Consider the following 25327-nt stretch of genomic DNA (forward strand, 5'->3'; position numbering starts at 1 on the left):
TCTGAAAAGTATTCAGACGGCCTCTTAATTATTCCGTTTGTTCCGTTGCTGCGGGGGCGACGGTAAACGCGGCCTGTATCAGGCCGCAGAGATCCAGTTCGAGCCTGTCGCCGCCGCTCAGACGGCCGACACCAGCAGGCGTGCCGGTGAAGACGATGTCGCCGCGGCGTAGGCCGTAGGTTTCTGCAAGATGGCAAAGGATGGCGGGCAGGCTGTAAATCATCAGGGAGGTGTCGCCCTGCTGGCGCAGGATGCCGTTTTGCCGCAGGGAAAAGTGGGTGTGCAGCGGGTCGGGCAGGCGGCTGGCGGGCAGGAAGTCCGATACGCAGGCCGCGCTTTTGAAACCTTTGGCTTTTGTCCACGGCAGGCCTTTGTTTTTCAATTCAGTTTGGACATCTCGGGCGGTGAGGTCGAGGCCGGCGGCGTAGCCTGCGACTAGGGCGAGGGCTTCGTTTTCGTTCAGACTGTCGGCATCGCCGCCGATCAGCAGCACCAGCTCGGCTTCGTAATGCACGTCGGCACTGTATGCGGGCAGGACGATTTGCGCGCCGCTGCCGATAATGGCGGAATTGGGTTTGAGGAACACCAGCGGTTCGGTCGGGGTTTCGTTTTGCAGCTCGGCGATGTGGTCTACATAGTTGCGGCCTATGCAGTAGACGGTGTTGGCGCGGACGGGGCGGGAGTCGAGCAGGATGTCGGTCATGGCTTTTCCTTTTGTGGGGGCGGGGAGTTTGTTTCAGACGGCCTTTCCGGCTGCTTTGCCTTTCAGACGGCCTGAGGCCGTCTGAAAGGCGCATGGCAGGCGGATTGTAGCGTGTTTGCCAGCCGAATCCGTGTGCGGCGGGCAAAAAAACGGCATACCGTTTTGCGGTATGCCGTGGCAGGGTGCAGGGTTGCTGCTTGTTTGGCAGTGGTTTGCAGCGGCGGTTTGTTTCGCCTTAGTCCTCTTGCGCCCCAAGTTGCAGGTAGTTGGGCAGGCCCATTTTGGCAATCAGTTCCTGCTGGGTTTCCAGCCAGTCGATATGCTCTTCGTTGACGTTTTTCTGTTTTTCCAACAGCGCGCGGCTGACGTAGTCTTGGCTTTCTTCGCACAGGGCGATGGCGGCGGCCAGCTCGGCGTGTTTTTCTTCCTCTTTGGCCAGGTCGCATTTGATGATTTCTTCGGTGTTCTCACCGATCAGGAGTTTGCCCAGCTCTTGCAGGTTGGGCAGTCCTTCGAGCATCAGGATGCGTTCGATTAGGGCGTCGGCGGATTTCATTTCGCGGATGGACTGCTTGTAGAAATGTTCCGACAGCTCTTCCAAGCCCCAGTTTTTCAGGATGCGGGCGTGGAGGAAGTATTGGTTGATGGTCACCAGCAAAAGGCCGAGGTTTTTGTTCAGCCCGCGGATGACGTTGCGGTCGCCTTGCATGTTTCTTTCCTTTTGTGTGGCTGTTTACAGCTGGCTTTGGGTGTAGTTTTCCAGACCCATGATGTCGATCAGGCGCAGCTGCTGTTCGAGCCAGTGGGCGTGGTCTTCTTCGGTGTCGGCCAGTTGTTTGACCATGATGTCGCGGGTGACGTAGTCCTGTTTTTCCTCGCACAGTTTGATGCCTTTTTTCAGTGCGGCGCGCACTTCCAATTCGGTGTTCAAATCGGCTTTGAGCATGGAGGGCAGGTCGCTGCCGATGTTCAGCGCGGTGGGTACCATGTTGGGTGTGCCGCCCAGCATCAGGATGCGGCGGATAAACTGTTCGGCGTGTTCGGTTTCTTCAACCATTTCGTGGCCGAGACGCTCGAAGAGTTTGTTGTAGCCCCATTCGGCATACATGCGGGAGTGGATGAAGTATTGGTCGCGCGCGGCCAACTCGCCCGCCAGAAGTTCGTTCATATAGTCGATGACTGCTTTATCGCCTTGCATAATTATTTCCTTGTTTGTCCGGATTAAAAAAAATTGGTGTGGTTTGGGTTTGGCAGAAGGTTTGTGTCCCGCCTTGTTTCGGGCGGCGTTTTTTGAATGGGCGCATTCTAGCAGCGCCAAAACGCAATGCAACTTTTCTTTTAAAATACAAACAATTATCAGGCAAAAGGCTGGGGGCTTGAAGAAGGCTGTCTGAAAGTATTGCTTTGTTTCCTTTAGGGTTTTAATCCGTTTGATTTTAATAAAAGCTCTCAATAAATTTTGTTATTTACATAGTTTAACCAAATGCAAAAAAGCGCCCGTGCAACAGACTTTTGCACGCGGTAAAAATCCGACCCTGCGGCGGCAAAGTGCTATAATCCGCCGCTTTTCCATTCCGTCAGCAAAAGTACAAAACTTATGAAACAAATCCGCAACATCGCCATCATCGCCCACGTTGACCACGGCAAAACCACGCTGGTTGACCAGCTGCTGCGCCAGTCCGGCACTTTCCGCGCCAACCAGCAGGTGGACGAGCGCGTGATGGACAGCAACGATCTCGAAAAAGAACGCGGCATTACCATTCTCGCCAAAAACACCGCCATCGAATACGAAGGCTACCACATCAACATCGTCGATACCCCCGGACACGCCGACTTCGGCGGCGAAGTGGAGCGCGTATTGGGCATGGTCGATTGCGTGGTACTGCTGGTTGACGCCCAAGAAGGCCCGATGCCGCAAACCCGCTTCGTGACCAAAAAAGCGCTGGCGCTGGGCTTAAAACCCATTGTTGTGATTAACAAAATCGACAAACCCACCGCCCGCGCCTCGTGGGTAATCGACCAAACCTTTGATCTGTTCGACAATCTCGGCGCCACCGAAGAACAGCTGGATTTCCCGATTGTGTACGCATCAGGCCTGAGCGGCTTTGCCAAACTCGAAGAAAGCGACGAGAGCAGCGATATGCGCCCGCTGTTCGACACCATCCTGAAACACACTCCCGCCCCCAGCGGCGATGCCGACGCCCCCCTGCAACTGCAAATCTCCCAGCTCGACTACGACAACTACACCGGCCGCCTGGGCATCGGCCGCATTCTCAATGGCCGCATCAAACCCGGCCAGGTTGTTGCCGTGATGAACCACGAGCAGCAAGTCGCCCAAGGCCGCATCAACCAGTTGCTCGGCTTTAAAGGCCTGGAGCGCGTGCCGTTGGAAGAAGCCGAAGCAGGCGACATCGTGATTATTTCCGGCATCGAAGACATCGGCATCGGCGTGACTATTGCCGACCGCGACAACCCCGTCGGCCTGCCGATGCTGAGCGTGGACGAACCCACCCTGACCATGGACTTTATGGTCAACACCAGCCCGCTGGCCGGCACCGAAGGCAAATTCGTCACCAGCCGCCAAATCCGCGACCGCCTGCAAAAAGAGCTGCTCACCAACGTCGCCCTGCGCGTGGAAGACACCGCCGATGCCGACGTATTCCGCGTATCCGGCCGGGGCGAGCTGCACCTCACCATCCTGCTGGAAAACATGCGCCGCGAAGGTTATGAGCTCGCCGTCGGCAAACCGCGCGTCGTGTTCCGCGAAATCGACGGCCAAAAATGCGAGCCCTATGAAAACCTGACCGTTGACGTACCCGACGACAACCAGGGCGCAGTGATGGAAGAACTCGGCCGCCGCCGTGGCGAGCTCACCAATATGGAAAGCGACGGCAACGGCCGCACCCGCCTCGAATACCACATCCCCGCCCGCGGCCTGATCGGCTTCCAAGGCGAATTTATGACCATGACGCGCGGTGTCGGCCTGATGAGCCACGTCTTCGACGACTATGCACCCGTGAAGCCCGACATGCCCGGCCGCCACAACGGCGTGCTGGTTTCCCAAGAGCAGGGCGAAGCCGTCGCCTACGCCCTGTGGAACTTGGAAGACCGTGGCCGCATGTTTGTCTCCCCCGGCGACAAAATCTACGAAGGCATGATTATCGGCATCCACAGCCGCGACAACGATTTGGTCGTCAACCCGCTCAAAGGCAAAAAGCTCACCAACGTGCGTGCCAGCGGTACCGACGAAGCCGTGCGCCTCACCACCCCCATCAAGCTCACGCTCGAGAGCGCCGTCGAATTTATCGACGACGACGAACTGGTCGAAATCACCCCCCAGTCCATCCGCCTGCGCAAACGCTATCTGAGCGAGCTCGAACGCCGCCGCCATTTCAAAAAACTGGACTAATCCGTCGGCAAGAGGCCGTCTGAAAGCGCAATGCAGCATCTGCCTTCTTTCAGACGGCCTCCTTCAAACAGGCAAAACGGTAAAAGGCCGTCTGAAATCCCTTATCGGGCTTTCAGACGGCCTTTTTTGCTGCGGAATCGGAATCATCAGCCTTCGGCAAAATTCCTGCCGCGAAAACGCGCTGCGGATGGCGCGGCTGCCCGGCAGGCGCACCACGGCGGAGGGAATGCCGTGCTTGTCGGCTTGTTCTGCCAATATTTCCGCCGTTCCTGCTGCTCTGCCTCGCGCAGGATTTGCGCCGGCACAAAGCAGACGAAAATGCGGCAGCCGGTCAGGTCTTACGCTGTGGAAATTTGCAGGAGCAGGCTCACGGTTTTCTCTTTTCAGACGGCCTCTGCGTGATGCGGACAACAGGTTGCACAAAACCGTATTCCAGCCACTCTTCCGACGGCGGCAGGGCGAAGCCTTGCAGTGTCAACAGGCCGTTTGAAAAACGGTATGCCGCAACTGCTTCGAGCGGCTCAATACGGCTTTCGGCAATCGTGCGCGAACGCCCGGTTTTCGCATGGTAGGCGCGGCCGCGGAACTGCTGCCAGTCGGAAATTTCGATCACGACGTTTGGCGCAAAAGCCTGCAAATCGGTGTGGTAGATTTCTGCGAAATGCAGCGTGATATGTTTGCCGCCGATTTGTATGTTTTCCAACAGGCAGTCGGCGGTTTCCACATCTTGCGGACGGATAAGGGACGCGCTCATTTTTTGTTCCTTTCAGAAACGTCATCCCCGCGTAGGCGGGGACGCCTTTTCATCTTCGGACGGAAGGAATATTTTTCGTCAAAACCCTTGTTGCCGATTTTGGCTTGGTCGGGCACGGGCGGGCTGGTTTCGGCTTCGCTTTTCAGTTGCGACAGGTATTCCACGATTTTCTGCCAGACGAAATCGGGGTCGAGATACACGCCCAGGGCGGAGAGCTGCGGGTTGGCGGCGTAGGCGGTGTAGTCGCTGATGTCGCGTATGGTTTCGCCGTCTTCGGTTTGCACTTGCGGGAAATAGGCCAGCAGCAGGGGGATGTCGCGGTAGGGCTGCAGGCGCGGGATGTTGTTGCGCCTGATTTCTTTTGGTGCGAGCAAACTGTGCAGTTCTTCGCTGTGGTGCACCCAATAGTTGTAGCCGACGAGGCAGTATTCCTGCCCGTCGCAAAAGCAGAGAAATTTGTCCATCCAGCCGTTGCGGTTTTCGATGCGGACGGACTCGATATTCGCCGCGCTATACACGCGTTCGCCGCTGTTGAACAAGGCCGTCTGAACATTGCCCACATAGAGCCACGATACGACGACGCACGCGTCAAGCTCTTTTTCCCATTCGGGCAGCGGCGCGGGCAAGGCTTTGGGCGCGGGCAAATCTTCGCGCGCGCGGCGGTCGAACACCAAAATCGGATCGACGCCGTATTTGGCGACTTTGAAATCGTAAAAATCTTTAAATTTGCTGATGATTTTCATGTTTTATTCCCCTGCTGCGTTGAGGCCGTCTGAAAGTGTTTTGACTTTGTTGAAGCTGCGCTTTCAGACGGCCTGTTTTCAAAATCCGTTTTTCAATTCGCGCAGGGCGGTGAAAACGGCGGTTTCGCCGTGCAGTTCGCGGCCGCAGAGTTCGGCGGCGCGGCGGCGGACGGCGGCTTCGCCGGTGCGCAGAAAGGGGTTGATGCGCCGCTCGTGGGCAAGGGTGACGGGCAGGGTGGGGGTGTGCGCGGCCTCTTTGCGGGCGCAGGCGGTGTCGGCGTTGTCGGGTTCGATGTGGGCGGCGAAGGCGAGGTTGGCGGCGGTGTATTCGTGGGCGGGGTAGATAAGGGTGTCGGGCGGCAGGGCGGCGAGGCGGCGGCAGGAGGCGGCGAGTTCTTCGGGCGTGCCGGTGAAGACGCGGCCGCAGCCGGCGGAGAAGAGGGTGTCGCCGCAGAAAACGTGCAGACGGCCTGCGTCGTGCAGCAGGTAGGCGAGGTGGCGGTCGGTGTGGCCGGGGATGTGCCACACGTCGGCGCGGTGTCCGGCAAAACGGATTTTGCTGCCTTCGCCGACGGTTTCGTCGGCTTCGGCGATGTCGCTGTTGCCATAGACGGTGCAGTCGGGGAAGCGGCGTTTGAGTCCGGCGATGCCGCTGGTGTGGTCGTGGTGGTGGTGGGTAATCCAGATTTGCGTGAGGACGAGGCCGCGCGCGTGCAGATAATCGAGCACGGGCGCGGCTTCGGCGGGATCGACGCAGGCGGCGTTGAGGCCGTCTGAAAGCAGCCAGACGTAGTTGTCGGACAGGGCGGGGATGGGGGTGATGTTTAGGGGTTTGTTCATGGGATTCCTAATGTTTGTCTTTCGGCGGCACGGGCGCGAACCAGCCGACCAGAAGCAGCAGCAGGCCGACGATGATGAAGGAGGCGATGCGTTCGATGCCGCCGCTGTTGCCCAGCTCGACGAGGAAGAGTTTCACCACCACCGCGCCCATCAGCGAGGCGCCGCCTATCCAGCGGCTGCGGCTGCCGCTGCGGTTGCCCGCCACCATCAGCACGATGGCCGCACCCGCCCACACGACGGACAGGCTGGCCTGCAAGCCGACGGAGCGCAGGAGTTCGGCCAGATTCCAGCCGATGCCGCCGTAGAAATGCCAGAGGCGCATCACGCCCGCGCTGAGGGTGAAAAAGGCGAGGGCAGACAGGGCGTATGCGGCCGTTTTCCGCGTTTCTTCGTTCAGATGGATATGCGGCAGCGAACGGAAGCCGAACCACAGCAGGCCGACGGCGGCCAGCTCCGTCGGGTTAAACAGCGGCAGATAGGGCAGCGGCGCGGGGCGGTGGGGCGCGGCGGTGTTGGTCCACAGCAGCCACGCGGCGGCGGCAAAGGCGCACAGGGCGCGGCCGAAACTGCCGTAAACGGCGGGATGCCGTCTGAAAAGCGGCAGCGCGCCTTGCTCCGCCGCCAGCCAATAGGCCGCAGGCACGGCCAGCCACGACAGTTGCAGCCACGCGCCCGACAGGAACAACGAGGCCGTCTGAAACACCAGTTTCTGCCACAGCAGGGCAAACAGAAACAGCGCGGCGGCATGCAGATAGAAGAACACGCCGCGTCGGCCGTTTTCTTCGGCATTTTCCGCACCTTCTTCGTCAGCCAAACCGAGCAGCCAAAAGGTCAGCGCGGTTTGCGCCGCCAGTATCGGCCATGCGACGAGCGGTGCGGCGCGGAAGTTTTCCGTCAACAGCGCGGCGGCGAAGAAAAAGGCGGGCGCAAGCAGAACGTATTGCGCCTCGCGCCAGCGCAGATAACGGGCGGCTGCGGCAAAGGGCGTCAGCAACAGCAGCGGGTGCAGCCAGCGCCCGATGTTTCCGGACGAGCCCAAAACGCCGCGCCACGCCGCGTCGGCCAGCAGCAGCGCAACGGCAAACACCGTTGCTCCCGACCAAGACGTCTGCTCTGACTCGCGCCATTGCGGCCGCGACAAAAGCCATGCGGCGGCGGCCGTCAGCGCGGCGGCTGTCAGATATTGCGCCGCTTCGAGCGGCGGCAGCGCCGCGTGTGCTGCGTCGGTTTTCAGTAGGGCGAAAACCGTGCAGCAGAACGGTTTGGCGAGATAAATCAGGGGCAGCGCCAGTGCACACAGCAGCGAGAACACGGCGAACACGGTTTGCCGCTGTCGGTATTGGCAGGCCGCCCACAGCAGCGACAGCAGCGCGTAGGACAGCAGCAGCGTCTTGGACGACGAGAACCACAGCAGCGGCAGCAGCGAGGCGTAGAACAGCGCGGCGGTCAGTACAGCCGTCTGCCAGCTGCGTTCCCATGCGGCCGAACCCTCGCGGCGGTACAGTGCCCACAACAGATAAACCAGTCCGCCGCCGCCCGCCGCCAGCAGCGTCGACAGCGGCGAACCGGTAATCAGGCGGCCTGAAACGCGGTAGGAAGCAAGCTGGGCAACAGCGGCGAGCAGATACACCGCCAAAGCCGCCAAACGCAGATGCGGCAGACGCTGGCGCAGGCCGAAGTAATAGGTCAGCGCCGCTTCCAGCGTCCACAGCGAGGCGGTGTCCGCGCCGTCGAAAAACAGCGGCACGGCCAACGTGGCAAAAGCGAGCGCGAGCGCGGCAAACGCCTGCCGCAGCAGTGCCAAACCGCCGCCCTGCACCGTCAGCGCGGCGCAGGCGTACGCGGCGGCAAAGCCCAGCGCCGACCAGCCCGCGCCGTGCGGCCAATGTTTCACCATATGCCATTGCAGGGTGAAGGCCGCGCCCGCCGTGCCAAAGAGCAGCACATGGTCGATCAGATGCACGCGCATACCGTGTGCGGCAATGCGCGCGACAATTTCGCCGAAGGAGGCGTTGTCGGCCAGGGGCGGCACATCGTCTTCTTCGTTTTCCCACAGATGGCGGCGGGCGAAAAACACCGCCACTAGCGTATAAAGTAGCCCGTGGTAAAGCAAAAACGGCTCGGTCGTTGCGAACAGATCGGGTGCGTAATCGCGCGCGCCCCACGCGGCGGCAATCAGAAACGTGCCGGCAAAACCGGTGAGGTTCAACGGCCGCCAAGCCTTAAACCAGGCGATAAAGGCCACGCCGCCGTTGAGCAGCGCCAGATAGGAAAACAGCACCAGATAACGCCCGCTGCCGTCGGATACCAGCAGCGGCGCGGCCAAACCGCCAACCAGCGCCACCTGCGCCATCGCCTGCGCGTTCTGTTTCACCGCCGAGGCCGCCATTACCGTCACCAGCAAAACCATCAGCGCGAATACCAAAGGCGCGGGCAGCAGCGGATGCAGTTTCAAAGCCGCCAGCGCAGTGAGATACATCACCGCCAAACCGAAGCCCTGCAATACCAGCGCGTAATCGCGGCGGCGCGCCTGCAACTTCCAGCCCGCCAGCGCCGCCGCCAAACCCGCGCCCGCCACCGTCAGATAACGCAGCCCCACCGGCACATGCACGCGCTCCGAGGCATAGCGCAGCAAAAAGGCCAGGCCGAGAAACAGCACCACCACGCCCGTTTTCAACAGCGGATTGCTGCGGACAAACCACGATGCCAAAGCATTATTGTCATACCACGCGGCTTGGTCTGCCGTTTCGTTTTCAGACGGCCTCTGCGCTTGGGAGGCCGTCTGAAACGCGGTTTGCGCCGTTTGTGCCTGCACGCGGGCGGCTGCGGCCTGCGTCGGTGCGCCGTGCATCGTGCCGTCCTGCCGCTGCGCACGCAATCGGGCGAGGGCGGAAACGTCTGCGCGGGCATGGCGCGGCGGCAGGGCGGGGGAGGGCGGTGTTTCGTTTTCTGCCATCTCTGTCTGTGGAGAAAAGGCCGTCCCCGTCTCAGGCATACAGGGATAACGTTTTTGAACGCCGCCGTTTTCGGCCTGCGGCGGCTCGCAAACGTCTGCCGACGGGTTTTCAGACGGCCTGATCTGCGCTTCGAGCAGGCGCACGCGACGGCGCAAATCTTGGATTTCCTGCCGCAGCGCCTGCGTGCCGCCGCTTTCGCGCTGCGCCTTTTGGGCGGTGTGCACGGTGTAGCACAGCGCGGCGCCGAGCAGAAAGCCCGACAGCGGCGCACCGTTGACGATGCCGACAATCAGGGCAAGGACGAAAAGCAGATACGGCATGGGAAATCTCCTGCGGATGCGGACAGGCGGCCGATTGTATAGGTGCGGCGGCACAACCGCAAAAGAGGCCGTCTGAAAGCGCAGACAAAACGCCGTTGCGGCCGCCCGCCGTGCCTTTCAGACGGCCTCTCTTGGCGCTGCCGCACGCGCCGCTATAATCGCCTGCCTGTTTGACTGTCTGCCGCACGGAGATCGCTTTGTCCGTTTTGCAAAACATCACTTGGGGCGAGATTTTCCTTGCCGCCCATACCTGCGCCGCACTCGCCTGCATGGTGCGCGTGCTTTATAAGCAGCGTAATGTCGGTTCGGTGTTCGCCTGGCTCATCATTCTGTTTCTATTTCCGATTTTCGGCACGCTGGCCTATCTGATGCTCGGCGAACCCAGATTGGGTGCGGCGCGCGCCAAGCGCAGCGGCGAGATGAACCGTTTTTACCGCGGCTTCGCCGAAAAATATCTGGCCGACCGCTACCTCGACATTGCCGGGCAGGTAAAACCGCGCTACCACGGCATCGGCCGCATCGCCGAGCGCGTTACCGGCCTGGGTGCGACGCAGGGCAACGCGATGGAGCTGCTCTCCACCACCGACGAAATCGTTGACGCCATGCTGGCCGACATCGAAGCGGCGCAGCATTCCTGCCTGCTGGCCTTTTACATCATCGAGCCGCAGGGGCGCATCGAAGAGCTGATGAGCGCCGTGGCGCGGGCGGCGCAGCGCGGCGTCGACTGCGCCGTTTTGGCCGACGCCGTGGGCAGCCTCGGCTTTTTCGACAGCCGCTGGGCGCAAACTCTGCGCGACGCGGGCGTGGAAGTACACGCCTCGCTGCCCGTCGGCCTGCTGCGCACCTTCTTCACGCGCAGCGATTTGCGCAACCACCGCAAAATCCTCGTCGTGGACGGCAAAGTCGGCTACACGGGCAGCTACAACCTCGTCGACCCGCGTTTTTTCAAACAAGATTCGGGCGTCGGCGAATGGGTGGACGTGATGATGCGCTGCACCGGGCCGCTGGTGCTGGAAATGTCGGCCGTGTTCTTTGCCGATCTGGCGGTGGAAGACGACGAAAACCTGCAAGGCATACAGCAATACATCGCCCTGCACGAAGACCGCATCCCGACGCTGCTGCCGGAAAACATGGCGCAGGGCGGCATTGTGGCGCAGGTGATCCCCTCCGCACCCGACCAGAGCGACCGCGTGATTTACGAAACCATTGTCAGCGCCGTCCACTCCGCCACCCGCCGCGTCACCATCACCACGCCGTATTTCGTGCCCGACGAGCCGCTGCTCACTGCCCTTACCACTGCCGCCAAGCGCGGCGTGGCCGTAACCCTCATTCTGCCGGCGCAGGTCGATTCCCTGCTCGTGCGCTACGCCTCGCGCGCCTACTACCCGATGCTGCTGGCCGCGGGCGTGGACATCGCCCTCTTCGAAGGCGGCCTGCTGCACGCGAAAACCATGGTGATCGACGACGATTACGCCCTCTTCGGCACGGTCAACATGGACATGCGCAGCTTCTTCCTCAATCTGGAAATCAGCCTCGCCATCTACGACCGCCCCACCACCGCCCGCATCGCCGCTCTGCAACAGGGCTATTTGGCCGACAGCCGCCGCATCAGCGCCGAAGTGTGGGAAAAACGCCCCAAATGGTGGGGGCTGGTGGAAAACACCGTCAGACTGATGAGCCCGCTGCTGTGAGGCCGTCTGAAAAGCGGAAAAGGAAACATCATGGCGCGTTTTGACAAAAAAACCATGCAAACCCTGCGGAGGGCAGGTTGGCATCCCAACCGGCACACTGATACCGCCGCCGTTGCCGCCCAAGCCGCCGCCTGCGGCTATGTTGTCGGCGAAAAGCCCGCTACTTTCCTGCGCGAGTTCGACGGCCTGTCCCTCGAATTTTCCGAGCGGGATTTTCTCTTTGAATTCCGCGCCCGCACGGAATGCCTGACGCGCGAAAGGCTGGCCTATATCGCGGGCAGCATCGGGGAAGAAGGGCTGGAAGTCGGCGAAACGCCCGATGTGGCACTGGTTGTCGGCGAAAGCGGACGGATGTACGGCATCTGCCACGTCACCGGCATCACCTGTCTTTTGGGCGGATGCGCCGACGAGGGCGTGGAATTTGTCTGCCGCAGGGGCAACCCGTTCAAGCATCTGCTGTAACGCCTTTTCAGACGGCCTCCCGGGTGCAAAGGCCGTCTGAAAGCCGCCTGTTGGCAGAGGCAGCATTACCTTTTATACTGCCCGCGTTTTTTGCCCGCCAAATCCCTGCCCATGCTGCCCAACGCCCTGACATTCGCCCGCAGCCTGCTCGAAGGCCGTCTGAAAGCAGGCGGTCGCGCCCTCGACGGCACGGCGGGCAACGGACACGACACGCTGCTTCTGGCACGGCTGGTCGGGGAAACGGGCAGGGTTTGGGCGTTCGACATACAAAAGCAGGCGCTGGACGCCACCAAAGGCCGTCTGAAAGCGGCAGGGGCGGACAAGCAGGTAGTGTTGGTGTGCGACAGCCACGAGCGTTTGGCAGACTATATAAAAGAGCCGCTCGATGCCGCCGTGTTCAACTTCGGCTACCTGCCGGGCGGTGACAAAAACATCACCACCTGCGCCGAATCGAGCATTGCGGCGCTCGAAGCCGCGCTGGGGCTGCTGACCGAAGGCGGCATTTTGGCGGCGGTGCTCTACGGCGGCCATCCGGCAGGTGCGCAGGAGAGCGCGGCGGTACAGGAATGGGCGGCCGCCCTGCCGCAGGAGCGCTTTGCCGTGTTGCGCTACGCCTTTGCCAACCAGCGCAATTCGCCGCCGCTTTTACTGGCGGTGGAAAAAATTTCCAAACAAAAACAAGGGATACAACCATGATTTACATTTGGGCGAAAAAAGGCCATCTGTTTTTTGTCGCCATGACCGTGCTGCTGTTCAACCTGCGCTACTGGATGCGCTTTGCCAAGCCGGAAAAGCCGCTGCCGGGTGTGCTCAAAGTGCTGCCGCATCTGAACGACACCACGCTGCTCTTCACCGGCCTTTGGATCATGACCATCGCCCACTGGACGCCCTTCGGCAACGCCAACTGGCTGGGCGTCAAGCTGCTTTTGGTGGTGGGCTACGTCTTCATCGGCATGGCGGCGCTCAAATCGCAGCCGCGTTCGGCCAAAGCCTGGTTTTTCTACGCACTGAGCATGGGCGTGGTCGGCATCATCTACTATCTGGCCACCTACAAACCGTTTTAAAGCGCAAAAGGCCGTCTGAAAGCGTTTCAGACGGCCTTTGCCCGATATGCCGCAAACGTTTTCTCGGCTATAATCCGCCCGTTTTTTCCGCACCGTTTGAACCCGTTCAGACGGCCTTTTAATATAATTACAGGGATTACATTATGACGGCAGCCGCTTCCTCCGAGCCGATGGGCATCAAAGACACCATTCACAACTGGATGCGCTATATGTACGAACATAAAGCGTCCGACCTCTTCATCACCGCCGAATTCCCGCCCGCCGTCAAACTCGACGGCAAACTCACGCCGATTACCGACAAACCGCTCACCGCCGGCACCTGCGGCGCCATCGCCCAGGCGCTGATGACCGCCAAACAGCGCGAAGAATTCGAAAGCACCAAAGAATGCAACTTCGCCGTCAGCATCGACGGCGTGGCGCGTTTCCGCGTCAACGCCATGATCCAGCGCGGCGCCGTCGCCCTCGTCATCCGCATCATCAACAGCGTCATCCCGAAAATGGACGACCTGCGCCTGCCCGAAATCCTGAAAAAAGTCGCCATGCAGAAACGCGGGCTGGTGATTTTCGTCGGCGGCACCGGCTCGGGCAAATCCACCTCGCTGGCGGCCATGATCGACTACCGCAACGAAAACAGCTACGGCCACATCATCACCATCGAAGACCCCATCGAGTTCGTCCACCCGCACAAAAACTGCATCATCACCCAGCGCGAAGTGGGCGTCGACACCGACAACTGGTTCGCCGCCCTGAAAAACACCCTACGCCAAGCACCCGACGTCATCCTCATCGGCGAGATACGCGACCAGGAAACCATGGAATACGCGCTGGCCTTCGCCGAAACCGGCCACCTGTGCATGGCCACCCTCCACGCCAACAGCTCCAACCAGGCGCTCGACCGCATCATCAACTTTTTCCCCGAAGAAAAACGCACCCAGCTTCTGACCGACCTGTCGCTCAATTTGCAGGCCTTCGTCTCCCAACGCCTTGTGCCGAAAGAAAACGGCAAAGGCCGCGCGGCCGCCGTGGAAGTGCTGCTGCAATCGCCGCTGATTTCCGACCTGATTTTGCGCGGCGAAGTGCACGGCATCAAAGAAATCATGAAAAAATCCACCGACATCGGCATGCAGACCTTCGACCAGGCGCTGTACGAACTCTTCGAAAGCGGCCAGATTTCCTACGCCGAAGCGATTAAAAACGCCGATTCCGCCAACGACCTGCGTCTGGCCATCCAGCTCAAAAGCCGCAGGGGACAGAACGCCGGCATCGACTTCGAGCTGCTGTAAGACAGACAGGCCGTCTGAAAAACGCCGACAGGCTTTCAGACGGCCTTTTCCCATCCATTCCCTTTTCAGACGGACTCCCGCGCCGCAGCTTCCCCGAACCATGCACTATTTCAGCCTCCACAGCGAAGACCAAACCCATATCGGCTTCTTCGTTATGACCGACGACGATGAGCACGAAACCCCGCCGCAGTCCGGGCAGTTTCTCGTCAAACTGCAAAGCGAAAACCCGCCCCCCGCCGCCGCAGAACGCGCCCTCGCCCCCTTCCAAGACAGCAAAAACCCCGGCATCTGGCAGCTGGAACAAGACCGCGTCGAACTCTACGAAGCCGACGGCACCCCCGCCGGGCGCATCCGCAACGAATACCTCAGCCTCGGCGGACAAACCTTTATCCTTGAAGACCTTGCCGGAACATTCTGATGGAAAGCATGTACATCCTCGTGCCGCTGAGCCTAATTCTCGGCGCGCTGATTATCTATTTCTTCTGGTGGTCGGGCAAAAGCGGCCAGTTCGACGACCTCGAAGGCCCTGCCCACCGCATCCTGATGGACGACGACAGCTACCACGAACCGCCGCAGACACCGCAACCCGACAGGCCGTCTGAAAAAAACCGCCCCGAACACGGAGAACAACCATGAGCGACAACAGCTTCGCCTTTGCCAAAAGCCGCCGCTTCGCCCCGCTGTTCGGCACACAGTTTCTCGGCGCATTGAACGACAACCTGTTCAAAACCGCCCTCTTTGTCATGATCAGCTACCACGGCCTCGGCGCCAACAGCATCCTGCCGCCCGCGCAAATGCTTAACCTCGGCTCGCTGCTCTTCATCCTGCCCTATTTCCTCTTCTCCTCCATCTCCGGCCAACTGAGCACCCGCTACGACAAAGCCCGCTTCGCCCGCATCATCAAACTTTTGGAAATCCTCATCATGGCCGTTGCCGCCTACGGCTTTCACATCCAGTCCGCGCCCCTGCTGCTGGCCATGCTCTTTTGCATGGGCGCGCAATCCACCCTGTTCGGCCCCCTCAAATACGCCATCCTGCCCGACTATCTCGACGACAAAGAACTGATGATGGGCAACAGCCTGATCGAATCGGGCACCTTCCTCGCCATCCTCCTCGGCCAAATCCTCGGCACGATACTGGCGGGCGCGCCGCACGCGCTGGTGATGGCGCTGGTCGTGCTGATTGCCGCCGGCGGCACGGTCACAGCCTTTTTCATGCCCTACGTCGGCGCGAAAAACCCGCAGCAGCACATCGACCCGAACATCGTCCGCAGCACCAAACAGCTCCTCAAAGACACCTTCGCGCAAAAAGAACTCTATACCGCCATCATCGGCATCTCCTGGTTCTGGCTCATCGGCGCGGTGTACACCACCCAGCTGCCCACCTTCACGCAAAAACACCTCGGCGGCAACGACAACGTCTTCAACCTCATGCTCGCCCTCTTTTCCGTCGGCATCGCCGCAGGCTCGGTACTGTGCAGCAAAATCAGCGGCCACCGCCTGCACCTGCGCCTCGTTTCCGCCGGCACCGTCGGCCTCACCGTCTTCGGTGTCCTGCTCGTCTGGCTTACCCACGGCCAACACTACGACAGCGCGCAGCTCGAAGGCATCTTCTCCTTCCTCACCCGCGCCAACGCCTATCCCGTCATGGCCTGCATGATTGCCATCGGCTTTTTCGGCGGCTTTTTTTCCGTGCCCCTCTACACCTGGCTGCAAACCGCCAGCAGCGACGAATTCCGCGCCAACGCCGTCGCCGCCAACAACATCGTCAACGGCCTGTTTATGGTGGCCGCCGCTATTTTCAGCGCCGTGCTGCTCTTTCTGTTCGACAACATCGGCCTGCTTTATCTCGCCGTCGCCCTCGGCAACCTCGGCCTGCTGGCCTATCTGGTCAAACTCGACCGCCGTTTCCTGCGCGGATAAACCGCTTACCAAACTTTTCAGACGGCCTGCTTGATACAGGCCGTCTGAAAAGCCATATGGCCGTCTGAAACTGCAACCGCAACCGAGAAAGGCCGTCTGAAATGACCGACTACATCCCCACCTTCCGCCGCCGCAAACTCAACGAACCGGGCTTTCTGAAAAAACTCGCCCGCCACGCCGCCGACCTCGGTGCGCCCGTCGTGCGGCAGTTTTACGCCCTCTACTACCTCTACCGCTCGCCGCAAACCCCGGCCAAAGCCAAACTCATCATCGCCGCCGCCCTGCTGTATTTCGTCAGCCCCATCGACAGCATCCCCGACATTCTGCTGCCTTTTGGTTTCACCGACGACATTGCCGTCCTCACGCTGGCCTACACGCAACTCAAAGCCTATCTCACCGAAGACATCCTCAGCCGCGCCCAAGCAGCCGCCGACGCACTGCTGCGCCGCTGAGCCTGTGACGAAAGGCCGTTCCCGCCTTCGCGGGCATGACGTTTCTGAAACGTTTTCAGACGGCCTTTTTGCGCCCGCGCCGCCCGTGGGTGTGGTGAAAACGGATACGGAATGATAAAATTTCGCACCAATCGGGCAGACTGTTTCAGACGGGCTGCCCGTTTTTCTGCGGCGAAAGTCCGTCTGAAAACATGGCTTTAACGCAGTTAAAAACACCTTCCCTTTCCCCATTTTCACAAGCAAACCATGAAACCGCACACCTTCATTCTCACCCTTCTGTTTACCGCCGCTGCCGTTTACTTTTGCAGCGGCATCGGTTTTGGCGCGTGGGATTCGCCGCTGGCGATGGACGACACCGTCCGCCAAATCCGCCTGCCGCGCATCTACACCGCGCTTTTGGTCGGCGCGGGGCTGGCGGCTTCGGGCGCGGCTTTGCAGGCTTTGTTTGAAAACCCGCTGGCCGATCCCAGCCTGATCGGTACGTCGGGCGGCGCGGCTTTGGGCGTGATTTCGGTGATTGCACTCGGCGGCGGCGCGGTGAGCGTACCCGTGGCCGCGTTTGGCGGCGCGTTGGGCGTGTGCCTGCTGATTTTGGCCGTGCACCGGCTGGTGGGCGGCGGAACGCTGGGGCTGCTGGTGTTGAGTTTCGTATTGAGCGCGTTTGCAGGCGCGGCGGTGAGCATGATTATGTTTCTGGCCGACGACATGGCGCTGCGCAGCGCAACCAACTGGCTGGCGGGCAGCCTGTCGGAAGCGGGCTTTGCCTCGCCGCTCTTGGCCTTGTGCACCATGCTGCCTGGTTTTGTATTGCTGCTGCTGTCGGGGTGGCAGCTCGATGTATTGATGACAGGCGAAGACACCGCCGTGAGCATGGGCGTGTCGGTGAGCCGCGTGCGCGTGCAAACCGTTATCGGCGCGGCGCTGATGACCGGCGGCGCGGTGTCGCTGGCGGGCGTGATCGGCTTTCTCGGCATGATGATTCCCAACGTGCTCGCGCAGGCCGTCAGCGGCGGACGCAGCCGCCTTACCGCGCTGTCGGCCTGGGTGGGCGCGGTGTTTCTGATGATTGTGGACGGCATCTCGCGCTGGCTTACCTATCCCGTCGATTTGCCCGTGGGCATCGTCATCGCCCTGCTCGGTGGGCCGTTTTTTCTGTATCTCTTTATCCGCCCCATACAACGTTAGTGAATCAAAATTAAGAAAGATACAAGGCAGCAAGCCGCAGACAGTATGGGTAATACGGCAAGGCGCAGCAACGCCGTAGATTTTTTAATTTTGGTTCACGCTCATTTTCAGACGGCCTCATCATGACCACACAAACCACATTCCAAGTCCGCAACCTTCACGTTGCCGTTAAAGGCAAAACCCTGCTTTCCATCGACGCGCTCGATTTTCCCGCCCAAAAAACACCGCCGTCATCGGCCCCAACGGCGCGGGCAAATCCACCCTGCTGCGCGCCCTTATCGGCCAGATTGGACAAGGCGAAATCCTGCTGCACGGCGCACCCGCCGCCCCGCAAGTGCGCCAAGGCCGCGCCGCTTGGGTCGGCCAGCACGGCCGCTACAATATGCCCATGAGCGTGCGCGGCTACATCGCGCTGGCAGCCTACGCCAAAAAAGGCCGTCTGAACGACAAAGCCGCCGCCGCGCTCTTGGATTATTTCGATTTGGCCGAGCTGGCCGACAAACGCATCGGCCGTCTCTCCGGCGGCGAGCAGCAACGCGCCAACATCATCCGCGCCCTGTTGCAGGACGCGCCCGTATTGCTGCTCGACGAGCCGTGCAACCACCTCGACATCCGCCACCAACACCGCCTGATGCAGCATCTGGCGCAGCACAAAACCGCCATGCCCTCCATCATGGTCTTGCACGACCTCAACCTCGCCGTCCGTTATGCCGACCATATCGGATTGATGAACAAAGGCAAAGTTGTCGAGTCGGGCGACACCGCCGCCGTGATGCGCCCCGAACTGCTCGAAGCTGTGTACGGCTGGCCGATACGCCGCTGCGAAGACGAACACGGGCTGTATTTCAGAAGCTGATTTTGTCTTTGCCGTCGTAGCGGTGCAGATGCAGAAAGGCCGTCTGAAAACCTTAAAAAGGGTTTTCAGACGGCCTTTTGCTGCTTGGGACGAATCCGCGCTTTCACTTCGTTGAAGCTGCGCTTTCGGAAACGTCGTTCCCGTGAAGGCGGGAACGGCCTCAGCCGAACAGCCCGGCCACTTTCACGCCCGTCATAACGATGCCGTAGGCCAGCGGCACGCAGACAATCAGCCAGCGCAGCTTCACGCCGCCGCCGCTGTGGGCGATTTCCTCCGCCGCCTGCGCCGCTTCTTCAAACGCGCTCTCGGCGGGCACTTGGTGCGGGATGCGGTAGCGGCTGCCGTCGGCATGGTGTTTTTCGTTAACCGGCCGCACGAGAAGGTTGCAGACAAGTCCGGCAATCAGCAGGACGGCCATGATGTACATGGTGACGCTGTATGCCTGCGCGGGCGGCACGCCGCCGTCGATCTGGCTTTGGCGGATGTAGTTCACCAGCACCGGGCCGAGCACGGCGGCGGTCGACCAGGCCAGAAGCACGCGCCCGTGTATCGCGCCCACTTCCAGCGTGCCGAACAGGTCTTTGATGTAGACGGGCATGGCCGCGAAGCCGCCGCCGTACATGGAAATGATGATGCAGAAGCCGATGATGAACAGCGTTTTGCTGCCGCTTTCGCCCAGCGCGGGGATGGCGAAATAGAGCAGGGCGCCGAGGATGAAAAACAGGTTGTAGGTGGGCTTGCGGCCGAGGCGGTCGGAAATGCTTGACCAGAAAAAGCGTCCGCCCATATTGAACAGGCTCAGCAGGCCGACAAAGCCCGCCGCCGCCGCCGCACCCACCGCCGCGCCTTCGCCGACGGAGTGCACGGAAAACATTTCCTGAATCATCACCGAAGCCTGCCCCAGCACGCCGATGCCGGCGGTGACGTTCAGGCACAGTATCCAAAACAGCAGGTAAAACTGCGGCGTTTTCACTGCCTGCGCGGCGGTAACGTGGTTGGCGCTCACCAGCTTTTTCGCCGCTTTGGGCACAAAACCCGCCGGTTTCCAGTCGGGCGCGGGCACGCGGATAGCGAACACGCCGAACATCATAAACACGAAATAAAACGCGCCGAGTACGAGAAAAGTCTCCGCCACGCCGACGGACGAGGGCGTTTTGAAAAAGTCCATCAGCGCTACCGAGAGCGGCGAGGCCAGCATCGCTCCGCCGCCGAAGCCCATAATCGCCAGCCCTGTTGCCATGCCCGGCTTGTCGGGAAACCATTTCATCAGCGTCGAAACGGGGCCGATGTAGCCCAAGCCCAGCCCCACGCCGCCGAGTACGCCGTTGCCCAGATAGAGCAGCCACAGATTGTGTTCGCGCACGCCGAGGGCGGAAACGAGAAAGCCCAGCCCGAAGCAGATAGCGGCGACAAACATCGCCTTGCGCGGGCCGACGCGTTCCATCCAGGTGCCGAACAGCGCGGCCGACGCGCCCAGCACCGCCAGCGCGATGCTGAACACCCAGCCGACGGTGGCCAGCGACCAGTCGCCGGGCGCGGATTCGCTGATGCCGAGGATTTTGGTGAGCGGCGCGTTGAATACGGAATAGGCGTAAATCTGGCCGATGGAAAGGTGAACCGCCAGCGCGGCGGGCGGCACCAGCCAGCGGTTGAAACCCGCGGGGGCGACGGTGCGCGATTTGTCGAGGAAGGAAGCCATGTTTGAGGAGTGTGTGTTGGTTGTCGGGAAGAGGCCGTTCCCGCCTGCGCGGGAATGACGTTTCTGAAAGCTGCAAGCGGGCTTTCAGACGGCCTTTATTCTAAACAGTTCCGCCGCTGCGCATGATGAAATATCTTGCGCTGCAAAATGACCGGAATTTGTATACAAACTTTGCATCCGCAGCGGCGGCAGGCCGTCTGAAAACACAGTTTCAACGGAAATACGGTTTCAGACGGCCTTATTCCGCATCCCCGATAAAGCTGCCGCGCTCGACCACCGCGCGGTTGCCCCATTCGGTAAGCGCGGCGAGCACGGGCAGGAAGCTTGCGCCGAACGGCGTGAGCGCGTATTCGGTTTTCAGCGGCGGCCTGCTGCCGAACACTTGGCGCGATATCAGCCCGTCGCGCTCGAGCTGTTTCAGGCTGCGGCTCAACACGGCTTCGGTGGCGTCGCGCAGATGCGCGTGCAGCTCGCCGAAGCGTTTGGCACCGTCCTGCAAGTGGTAGAGGATAACGGCCTTCCATTTGCCGCCGACCAAATCCATCGTCACGCTGAGCGTGCAGGGATAGGTTTTGCCGTTGAAGCCGAAGGCGCCGCTTTTTTATCTGTTCCATCTTTTTCCCAACTATACAAAAGGATAGTTATTGAACCGACTACGGCCGCCGCCTACAATCCGCGCCGTTTCCAACGCAAACCGACAGGACAAACCGTGGCACTCGTTATTTTAGCCCATCCCGATTTTCAAAAATCCGTCGCCAACAAGGCCGTTATCGAGCATCTCAAAGCCGCGCGTCCCGGCGACGAAATCCGCGACATCGCCGCGCTCTATCCCGATTTTTGCATCGACGCCGCAGCCGAGCAGCAGGCTTTGCTGCGCCATCAAACCGTTGTTTTCCAATACCCGATGTACTGGTACAACATGCCTGCCATTTTGAAACAATACTTCGACAGCGTGTTTACCTACGGCTTTGCCTATGGCACAGGCGGCGACCAACTCAAAGGCCGCCACTTCGTGCCGAGTATCACCATCGGCTCGCCCGAAGAAGACTACCGCGCCGACGGCCTCGCCCATTTTCGTGTCGGCGAGTTGTGCAAAAACATCGAACAAACCGCCTACTACGCGCAGATGAACTACATCGACCCCTTTTATTTCCACGGCACGTCCCCCGCGCTGTATACGCCCGAGCAGGTGGCGGCCAAAGCGCAAAGCTGCGCGGGGGATTTGGTGTCGCTGTTGACTGAACTGGACAAAAAGGCCGTTTGAAAACAAAGATCCGATAAGGTGCAACCATAGGCAGAGGCCGTCTGAAACGCTTTCAGACGGCCTTTTGTTTTCAGTGCCGCTACGGCTGCTCCTCTGCGGCCACCGCCTGCGCCCCTGCCGCCAGCCAGTCTGCGCCGTATTGCGCCGCCGTGTCCGCGTCGGTGCTGACAACCAGCGGCACGCTCGTGCCTGCGTGCAGGGTGTCGAGCACGGTTTGTGCGTCGGCGTGTGTGCCAACGCGCCAGACGATTACGTCTGCTTCATCCTGCAAACGGGCAAAACCGGCCGGGTTGTCCACCGCCAGCCACAGGCTTTCGGCGGCGCTCGGGCGGCCGTCTAAAAGGTATTCGGCGGCGGTCAGCAGCAGGTTTTTGTCGTCTGCCGCCGCACGGGTTGGCGGCACGGCGCGGTATGTGCCTGCGGCGTTTGCGCCGTAAAACCCGTCTTTCAGACGGCCTGTCAGCGCGGTGGGCACGGACAGGGCTTTGAGCAGTGCGCCGTTGGCAGGCAGCATGGGCGACACGGTAAAAGCGCCCGCCTGCTGCCACGCCCAGCTCTGCCCTTCCCTGGCCTGCAACTGTCCCGTCCAGCCTGCGGCGGGCACGCGGAAAAAGTGCAGACGCACGCGGGCGTGTTCGTAGGAATGGATTTTCACCAGCCAGGGCAGGGCGCGGCAGATGTCTATGCCCAGCTCTTCGGCAAACTCGCGTTTGAGCGCATCCGCCGCGCTCTCGCCCGCTTCGACCTTGCCGCCGGCAAATTCCCAGTAGCCCGCGTAAGGTTTGCCTGCGGGGCGGGAGGAGAGGAGGAATTCGCCGTTTTCGTTGAAAACGATGCCGGCGGCAACTTCGAGCAGGGGGCGGGTGTCTGTTGCGCTCATGGTTGGTCCTTGTGTTTGAACATGGGTTTATCCGTCTGTATCTGCGGAGTTTTTTGCAGATTTTCGGCTTTGGTTTGCTGTGTTGGAGGCCGTCTGAAAGATTTTCAGACGGCCTTTGCGCTTGCCAAGTGCGGTAAATATTGTAAAAATAAATAAACGCGATAAATAAATTAATCAGCAAATGATGAAATTTTGTGCATTTGCTTGTGATAAAGGTTTTCACGGCAGATTTGTTAAGCGATTTTAACAAAATTCCTGCCGCTTTTCTTTGGCTGACATTGGTTTTTACAAGGAACACGGTATGAGAAAAATTCCCGAGCTGGTTTGCCCCGCCGGCAATCTGCCCGCCATGAAAACGGCGGTGGACAACGGTGCGGACGCGGTTTACATGGGGCTGAAAGACGCGACCAACGCGCGCAATTTCCCCGGCCTGAATTTCGACATGAAATCGGCGCGCGAGGGGGTGGAATACGCCCACGCGCGCGGACGGCAGGTGCTGATGGCCATCAACACCTTCGCCCAGGCGGGGCAGGTGGAGCGTTGGCAGGCGGCGGTGGACACGGCGGTTTTGCTCGGCGCAGACGCGGTGATTGTCGCTGATCCCGCCGTGATGGCCTATGCCGCCAACCGTTATCCTGACCTGCGCCTGCACATGTCGGTGCAGGGTTCGGCCACCAACTACGAAGCCATCAACCTGATGAAGGATTTGTTCAACGTGCGCCGCGTCGTGCTGCCGCGCGTGCTGACCATCGACCAGGTGAAACACGTTATCGACCACACCGACGTCGAAATCGAAGTGTTCGGCTTCGGCAGCCTGTGCGTCATGGTGGAAGGCCGCTGCATTTTGTCGAGCTACGCCACGGGCGAGTCGCCGAATATGCAGGGCGTGTGTTCGCCCGCCAAGGCCGTGCGCTGGGAGCAGTTGCCCGACCGCATGGACGTGCGCCTCAACCGCATCCTGATCGACCGCTACAACCCGAACGAACCGGCGGGCTATCCCACGCTGTGCAAAGGCCGTTTTGAAGTGAACGACGAAACCTACTACGCGCTGGAAGAGCCGACCAGCCTCAATATTCTGGAAATGCTGCCCGAAATCATCAAAATCGGCGTGGCCGCCGTGAAAATCGAAGGCCGCCAGCGCAGCCCGATGTACACCGCGCAAGTTACCAAATCCCTGCGTCAGGCGCTCGATGCCGCCGCTGCCGATCCTGCCCGTTTCAGAATCAACCCCGCGTGGGACAGTGCGTTAAGCAAAGTGTCCGAAGGCCACCAAACCACCCTCGGCGCATACAGCCGCCCGTGGAAATAAAGGAACAGACAACGATGAACCCGATGAAACTCTCCCTCGGCCCCATCCTTTTTTTCTGGCAGAAAGAAGCCCTGCTCGAATTTTACGCCGGCCTGCTCGACGCCCCGGTCGACACCGTCTATCTCGGCGAAGTCGTCTGCTCGCGCCGCCAGAAAATGCGTTTTGCCGACTGGTACGGCCTGGCCGAAGACCTCGCCGACAGCGGCAAAGAAGTCATCCTCTCCTCGCAAGTACTGCTCGAAAGCGAGTCCGACCTCAAACGTCTGCGCAAAATCACCGGCCAGGACAAATTCAAAGTCGAGGCCAACGACATGGGCGCGGTGAAACTCGCGCGCGAACACGGCATCCCCATCGTTGCCGGCGCCAGCCTCAACATCTACAACGAAAGCACCCTACGCCTTTTTAAAAGTCTCGGCGCCTTCCGCTGGATACCCCAGCCCGAATTGAACCGCGACAAAGTCGCCGCCGTGGCCGCCGCCGCCGTTTCAGACGGCCTCGAAACCGAACTCTTCGCTTGGGGCAAAATGCCGCTTGCCTACTCCTCGCGCTGCTTTACCGCCCGCCATTACAACCTCAACAAAGACAGCTGCGAATTCCGCTGCCTCGACTACGAACACGGCATGACCATGAACACCCGCGAAGGCCAGCCCTTCCTCACCATCAACGGCATCCAAACCATGTCCTACGGCTGCCAAAATCTGCTGCCGCACCACCGCGATTTGCAGAAAATCGGCATCAACATCCTGCGCCTGTCGCCGCAGATGCACGGCATGGCCGACATCATCCGCCTGCACCGCGACGTGCTCGACGGACAAACCGACCTGGCCGACGCCATGAAAGAACTCGACGCCCTGTCTACCGGCACACTGGTCGACGGCTACTGGCGCGGCCAGGCCGGCATCGCCGCCGTACAGAGCATCAGGGAGGAAAACCATGCCGTTGCCTGACATCACCCTGCCCGCGTGGGCGGGAAAAATCGGCGGCGTCCTGCCCGCCGCCCCGCCGCGCTTCGCCCTTGTCGCCACCCTCAACATTATGCTGAAAAAAGGGCTGCTGCCCGCCGACATGAGCCTGTTTGACGGGCGCAAATTCGAAATCGACGTGCTTGACGCAGGCGTGAAAGTCCGTTTCAGCGCCAACGGCGAAAAATTCACCGCCGACGGCTTCGACGGCACACCCGACCTGCGCCTGGCCGCCAACGGCATCGACTTCATGCGCATGATGCTGCGCGAAGAAGACCCCGACACTCTGTTCTTCAACCGCAAACTGCAAATCGAAGGCGACACCGAACTCGGTCTGATTACCAAAAACCTGCTCGACAGCGTCGAATGGCCGTTCGGCGAATGGTTTTTGCAACGGGGAACGGAGGCTTAGATTTCCGGCCGCCGTTTGGGCATATAGGACAAAAAAGGTGCTACTCATCACTAGGGTGTGTTGACATTCAAGCCAGCCTTAAAACCGTAGCAGCCAGATAAATGTTGGCAGCAAAAGATTCATCCGTCTTTTCACAACGCATCGCAATCTTTTTAAACTC

At 60.4% G+C, this 25327-nt stretch carries 26 protein-coding genes and 1 pseudogene; 16 read left to right on the forward strand and 11 right to left on the reverse strand.

The features are described from left to right. Positions 1-28: 28 nt before the first annotated feature. The 3 genes from ACLD9W_RS05990 to bfr (ACLD9W_RS06000) all read right to left on the reverse strand — a co-directional run bounded on the left by ACLD9W_RS05990 (position 29) and on the right by bfr (ACLD9W_RS06000) (position 1901). A complete protein-coding gene (locus ACLD9W_RS05990; RefSeq protein ID WP_410841169.1) occupies positions 29-703 on the reverse strand; it encodes a fumarylacetoacetate hydrolase family protein in 675 nt (224 codons plus the stop codon). Between the two features lie 235 nt (positions 704-938). Further along, positions 939-1412: a bacterioferritin gene (bfr, locus tag ACLD9W_RS05995; protein ID WP_410841170.1), complete on the reverse strand. Its 474-nt coding sequence runs from the start codon at positions 1410-1412 to the stop codon at positions 939-941. A 24-nt stretch (positions 1413-1436) separates the two neighbouring features. Continuing rightward, complete coding sequence (gene bfr / locus ACLD9W_RS06000; protein ID WP_410841171.1) at positions 1437-1901, reverse strand: bacterioferritin; 465 nt, start codon at positions 1899-1901, stop codon at positions 1437-1439. Between the two features lie 399 nt (positions 1902-2300). Between bfr (ACLD9W_RS06000) and typA the strand changes: the two genes are divergently transcribed. Further along, the gene (gene typA, locus ACLD9W_RS06005; protein ID WP_410841172.1) at positions 2301-4112 is read left to right on the forward strand and encodes a translational GTPase TypA; all 1812 of its coding nucleotides are present in this window, start codon (positions 2301-2303) and stop codon (positions 4110-4112) included. A gap of 63 nt (positions 4113-4175) precedes the next feature. On the opposite strand, the gene ACLD9W_RS06010 is transcribed toward typA, so the two are convergent. The 5 genes from ACLD9W_RS06010 to ACLD9W_RS06030 form a co-directional block, all read right to left on the reverse strand. Further along, the gene (locus tag ACLD9W_RS06010; protein WP_410841173.1) at positions 4176-4367 is read right to left on the reverse strand and encodes a hypothetical protein; all 192 of its coding nucleotides are present in this window, start codon (positions 4365-4367) and stop codon (positions 4176-4178) included. A 112-nt stretch (positions 4368-4479) separates the two neighbouring features. Then, positions 4480-4866, reverse strand: a complete 387-nt coding sequence (locus ACLD9W_RS06015; RefSeq protein ID WP_410841174.1) for a hypothetical protein — start codon at positions 4864-4866, stop codon at positions 4480-4482. Beyond that, the gene (locus ACLD9W_RS06020) at positions 4863-5609 is read right to left on the reverse strand and encodes a hypothetical protein (RefSeq protein WP_410841175.1); all 747 of its coding nucleotides are present in this window, start codon (positions 5607-5609) and stop codon (positions 4863-4865) included. The genes ACLD9W_RS06015 and ACLD9W_RS06020 overlap by 4 nt, the downstream gene beginning before the upstream one ends. A 78-nt stretch (positions 5610-5687) precedes the next feature. Beyond that, entirely contained in the window at positions 5688-6449 is a 762-nt protein-coding gene (gene gloB / locus ACLD9W_RS06025; RefSeq protein WP_410841176.1) for a hydroxyacylglutathione hydrolase, read from the reverse strand. Between the two features lie 7 nt (positions 6450-6456). Then, a complete protein-coding gene (locus ACLD9W_RS06030; RefSeq protein ID WP_410841177.1) occupies positions 6457-9726 on the reverse strand; it encodes a DUF2339 domain-containing protein in 3270 nt (1089 codons plus the stop codon). A gap of 197 nt (positions 9727-9923) precedes the next feature. Between ACLD9W_RS06030 and cls the strand changes: the two genes are divergently transcribed. The 11 genes and pseudogenes from cls to ACLD9W_RS06085 all read left to right on the forward strand — a co-directional run bounded on the left by cls (position 9924) and on the right by ACLD9W_RS06085 (position 18641). Next, the gene (cls, locus tag ACLD9W_RS06035) at positions 9924-11417 is read left to right on the forward strand and encodes a cardiolipin synthase (RefSeq protein WP_410841178.1); all 1494 of its coding nucleotides are present in this window, start codon (positions 9924-9926) and stop codon (positions 11415-11417) included. A 30-nt stretch (positions 11418-11447) separates the two neighbouring features. Continuing rightward, entirely contained in the window at positions 11448-11879 is a 432-nt protein-coding gene (locus tag ACLD9W_RS06040; protein ID WP_410841179.1) for an SUKH-3 domain-containing protein, read from the forward strand. Between the two features lie 111 nt (positions 11880-11990). Next, positions 11991-12575 carry a tRNA (mnm(5)s(2)U34)-methyltransferase gene (locus tag ACLD9W_RS06045; RefSeq protein ID WP_410841192.1) on the forward strand — a complete coding sequence of 195 codons (585 nt, stop codon included), beginning with the start codon at positions 11991-11993 and terminating at the stop codon, positions 12573-12575. Further along, positions 12572-12943 carry a SirB2 family protein gene (locus tag ACLD9W_RS06050; protein ID WP_410841180.1) on the forward strand — a complete coding sequence of 124 codons (372 nt, stop codon included), beginning with the start codon at positions 12572-12574 and terminating at the stop codon, positions 12941-12943. Before ACLD9W_RS06045 ends, ACLD9W_RS06050 begins: the two co-directional genes overlap by 4 nt. 170 nt (positions 12944-13113) lie before the next feature. Beyond that, on the forward strand, positions 13114-14226 hold the full coding sequence (locus ACLD9W_RS06055; RefSeq protein WP_410841193.1) for a PilT/PilU family type 4a pilus ATPase: 1113 nt from the start codon (positions 13114-13116) through the stop codon (positions 14224-14226). Between the two features lie 100 nt (positions 14227-14326). Beyond that, positions 14327-14644 (forward strand): HLGFF motif protein, encoded by a 318-nt coding sequence (locus ACLD9W_RS06060; RefSeq protein ID WP_410841181.1) that lies wholly within the window; start codon positions 14327-14329, stop codon positions 14642-14644. Next, positions 14644-14862 carry a cbb3-type cytochrome oxidase assembly protein CcoS gene (gene ccoS, locus ACLD9W_RS06065; protein ID WP_410841182.1) on the forward strand — a complete coding sequence of 73 codons (219 nt, stop codon included), beginning with the start codon at positions 14644-14646 and terminating at the stop codon, positions 14860-14862. The genes ACLD9W_RS06060 and ccoS overlap by 1 nt, the downstream gene beginning before the upstream one ends. Continuing rightward, positions 14859-16148 (forward strand): MFS transporter, encoded by a 1290-nt coding sequence (locus tag ACLD9W_RS06070; RefSeq protein WP_410841183.1) that lies wholly within the window; start codon positions 14859-14861, stop codon positions 16146-16148. Before ccoS ends, ACLD9W_RS06070 begins: the two co-directional genes overlap by 4 nt. 101 nt (positions 16149-16249) lie before the next feature. Continuing rightward, positions 16250-16600 carry a YkvA family protein gene (locus ACLD9W_RS06075; RefSeq protein WP_410841184.1) on the forward strand — a complete coding sequence of 117 codons (351 nt, stop codon included), beginning with the start codon at positions 16250-16252 and terminating at the stop codon, positions 16598-16600. A gap of 246 nt (positions 16601-16846) precedes the next feature. Continuing rightward, entirely contained in the window at positions 16847-17785 is a 939-nt protein-coding gene (locus tag ACLD9W_RS06080; protein ID WP_410841185.1) for a FecCD family ABC transporter permease, read from the forward strand. A gap of 122 nt (positions 17786-17907) precedes the next feature. Then, positions 17908-18641: pseudogene (locus ACLD9W_RS06085) on the forward strand (ABC transporter ATP-binding protein). A gap of 160 nt (positions 18642-18801) precedes the next feature. Here the strand turns inward: ACLD9W_RS06085 and ACLD9W_RS06090 are convergent. Both ACLD9W_RS06090 and ACLD9W_RS06095 read right to left on the reverse strand, forming a co-directional pair. Continuing rightward, positions 18802-20340 carry an OFA family MFS transporter gene (locus ACLD9W_RS06090; protein ID WP_410841186.1) on the reverse strand — a complete coding sequence of 513 codons (1539 nt, stop codon included), beginning with the start codon at positions 20338-20340 and terminating at the stop codon, positions 18802-18804. A 238-nt stretch (positions 20341-20578) separates the two neighbouring features. Beyond that, on the reverse strand, positions 20579-20884 hold the full coding sequence (locus tag ACLD9W_RS06095) for a winged helix-turn-helix transcriptional regulator (RefSeq protein WP_410841187.1): 306 nt from the start codon (positions 20882-20884) through the stop codon (positions 20579-20581). Positions 20885-21049: 165 nt separating this feature from the next. Between ACLD9W_RS06095 and ACLD9W_RS06100 the strand changes: the two genes are divergently transcribed. Beyond that, the gene (locus ACLD9W_RS06100) at positions 21050-21604 is read left to right on the forward strand and encodes an NAD(P)H-dependent oxidoreductase (protein WP_410841188.1); all 555 of its coding nucleotides are present in this window, start codon (positions 21050-21052) and stop codon (positions 21602-21604) included. A 79-nt stretch (positions 21605-21683) separates the two neighbouring features. On the opposite strand, the gene ACLD9W_RS06105 is transcribed toward ACLD9W_RS06100, so the two are convergent. Beyond that, positions 21684-22484, reverse strand: a complete 801-nt coding sequence (locus tag ACLD9W_RS06105; protein ID WP_410841189.1) for an NUDIX domain-containing protein — start codon at positions 22482-22484, stop codon at positions 21684-21686. Between the two features lie 301 nt (positions 22485-22785). On the opposite strand from ACLD9W_RS06105, the gene ACLD9W_RS06110 reads away from it, so the two are divergent. From ACLD9W_RS06110 to ACLD9W_RS06120, 3 genes are read left to right on the forward strand one after another with little or no spacing between them, the layout of a single operon-like run. Further along, positions 22786-23793, forward strand: a complete 1008-nt coding sequence (locus ACLD9W_RS06110; RefSeq protein ID WP_036496489.1) for a peptidase U32 family protein — start codon at positions 22786-22788, stop codon at positions 23791-23793. Positions 23794-23807: 14 nt separating this feature from the next. Beyond that, positions 23808-24740, forward strand: a complete 933-nt coding sequence (locus ACLD9W_RS06115; protein ID WP_410841190.1) for a U32 family peptidase — start codon at positions 23808-23810, stop codon at positions 24738-24740. Further along, entirely contained in the window at positions 24727-25167 is a 441-nt protein-coding gene (locus ACLD9W_RS06120; protein WP_410841191.1) for an SCP2 domain-containing protein, read from the forward strand. The genes ACLD9W_RS06115 and ACLD9W_RS06120 overlap by 14 nt, the downstream gene beginning before the upstream one ends. Positions 25168-25327 lie beyond the last annotated feature (160 nt).

This window comes from Neisseria sp. WLZKY-1 (assembly GCF_046546535.1).
Taxonomy (GTDB): Bacteria; Pseudomonadota; Gammaproteobacteria; order Burkholderiales; family Neisseriaceae; genus Neisseria.

Coding starts and splice junctions, on each gene's coding strand:
- ACLD9W_RS06070 (WP_410841183.1), top strand. CDS start 14,859: ATGAGCGACAACAGCTTCGCCTTTGCCAAAAGCCGCCGCTTCGCCCCG.
- ACLD9W_RS06075 (WP_410841184.1), top strand. CDS start 16,250: ATGACCGACTACATCCCCACCTTCCGCCGCCGCAAACTCAACGAACCG.
- bfr (WP_410841171.1), bottom strand. CDS start 1,901: ATGCAAGGCGATAAAGCAGTCATCGACTATATGAACGAACTTCTGGCG.
- ACLD9W_RS06060 (WP_410841181.1), top strand. CDS start 14,327: ATGCACTATTTCAGCCTCCACAGCGAAGACCAAACCCATATCGGCTTC.
- ACLD9W_RS05990 (WP_410841169.1), bottom strand. CDS start 703: ATGACCGACATCCTGCTCGACTCCCGCCCCGTCCGCGCCAACACCGTC.
- ACLD9W_RS06020 (WP_410841175.1), bottom strand. CDS start 5,609: ATGAAAATCATCAGCAAATTTAAAGATTTTTACGATTTCAAAGTCGCC.
- ACLD9W_RS06090 (WP_410841186.1), bottom strand. CDS start 20,340: ATGGCTTCCTTCCTCGACAAATCGCGCACCGTCGCCCCCGCGGGTTTC.
- ACLD9W_RS06050 (WP_410841180.1), top strand. CDS start 12,572: ATGATTTACATTTGGGCGAAAAAAGGCCATCTGTTTTTTGTCGCCATG.
- ACLD9W_RS06105 (WP_410841189.1), bottom strand. CDS start 22,484: ATGAGCGCAACAGACACCCGCCCCCTGCTCGAAGTTGCCGCCGGCATC.
- ccoS (WP_410841182.1), top strand. CDS start 14,644: ATGGAAAGCATGTACATCCTCGTGCCGCTGAGCCTAATTCTCGGCGCG.
- gloB (WP_410841176.1), bottom strand. CDS start 6,449: ATGAACAAACCCCTAAACATCACCCCCATCCCCGCCCTGTCCGACAAC.
- ACLD9W_RS06120 (WP_410841191.1), top strand. CDS start 24,727: ATGCCGTTGCCTGACATCACCCTGCCCGCGTGGGCGGGAAAAATCGGC.
- ACLD9W_RS06040 (WP_410841179.1), top strand. CDS start 11,448: ATGGCGCGTTTTGACAAAAAAACCATGCAAACCCTGCGGAGGGCAGGT.
- ACLD9W_RS06115 (WP_410841190.1), top strand. CDS start 23,808: ATGAACCCGATGAAACTCTCCCTCGGCCCCATCCTTTTTTTCTGGCAG.
- ACLD9W_RS06110 (WP_036496489.1), top strand. CDS start 22,786: ATGAGAAAAATTCCCGAGCTGGTTTGCCCCGCCGGCAATCTGCCCGCC.
- ACLD9W_RS06045 (WP_410841192.1), top strand. CDS start 11,991: ATGCTGCCCAACGCCCTGACATTCGCCCGCAGCCTGCTCGAAGGCCGT.
- ACLD9W_RS06095 (WP_410841187.1), bottom strand. CDS start 20,884: ATGGATTTGGTCGGCGGCAAATGGAAGGCCGTTATCCTCTACCACTTG.
- bfr (WP_410841170.1), bottom strand. CDS start 1,412: ATGCAAGGCGACCGCAACGTCATCCGCGGGCTGAACAAAAACCTCGGC.
- ACLD9W_RS06030 (WP_410841177.1), bottom strand. CDS start 9,726: ATGCCGTATCTGCTTTTCGTCCTTGCCCTGATTGTCGGCATCGTCAAC.
- ACLD9W_RS06080 (WP_410841185.1), top strand. CDS start 16,847: ATGAAACCGCACACCTTCATTCTCACCCTTCTGTTTACCGCCGCTGCC.
- typA (WP_410841172.1), top strand. CDS start 2,301: ATGAAACAAATCCGCAACATCGCCATCATCGCCCACGTTGACCACGGC.
- ACLD9W_RS06055 (WP_410841193.1), top strand. CDS start 13,114: ATGGGCATCAAAGACACCATTCACAACTGGATGCGCTATATGTACGAA.
- ACLD9W_RS06015 (WP_410841174.1), bottom strand. CDS start 4,866: ATGAGCGCGTCCCTTATCCGTCCGCAAGATGTGGAAACCGCCGACTGC.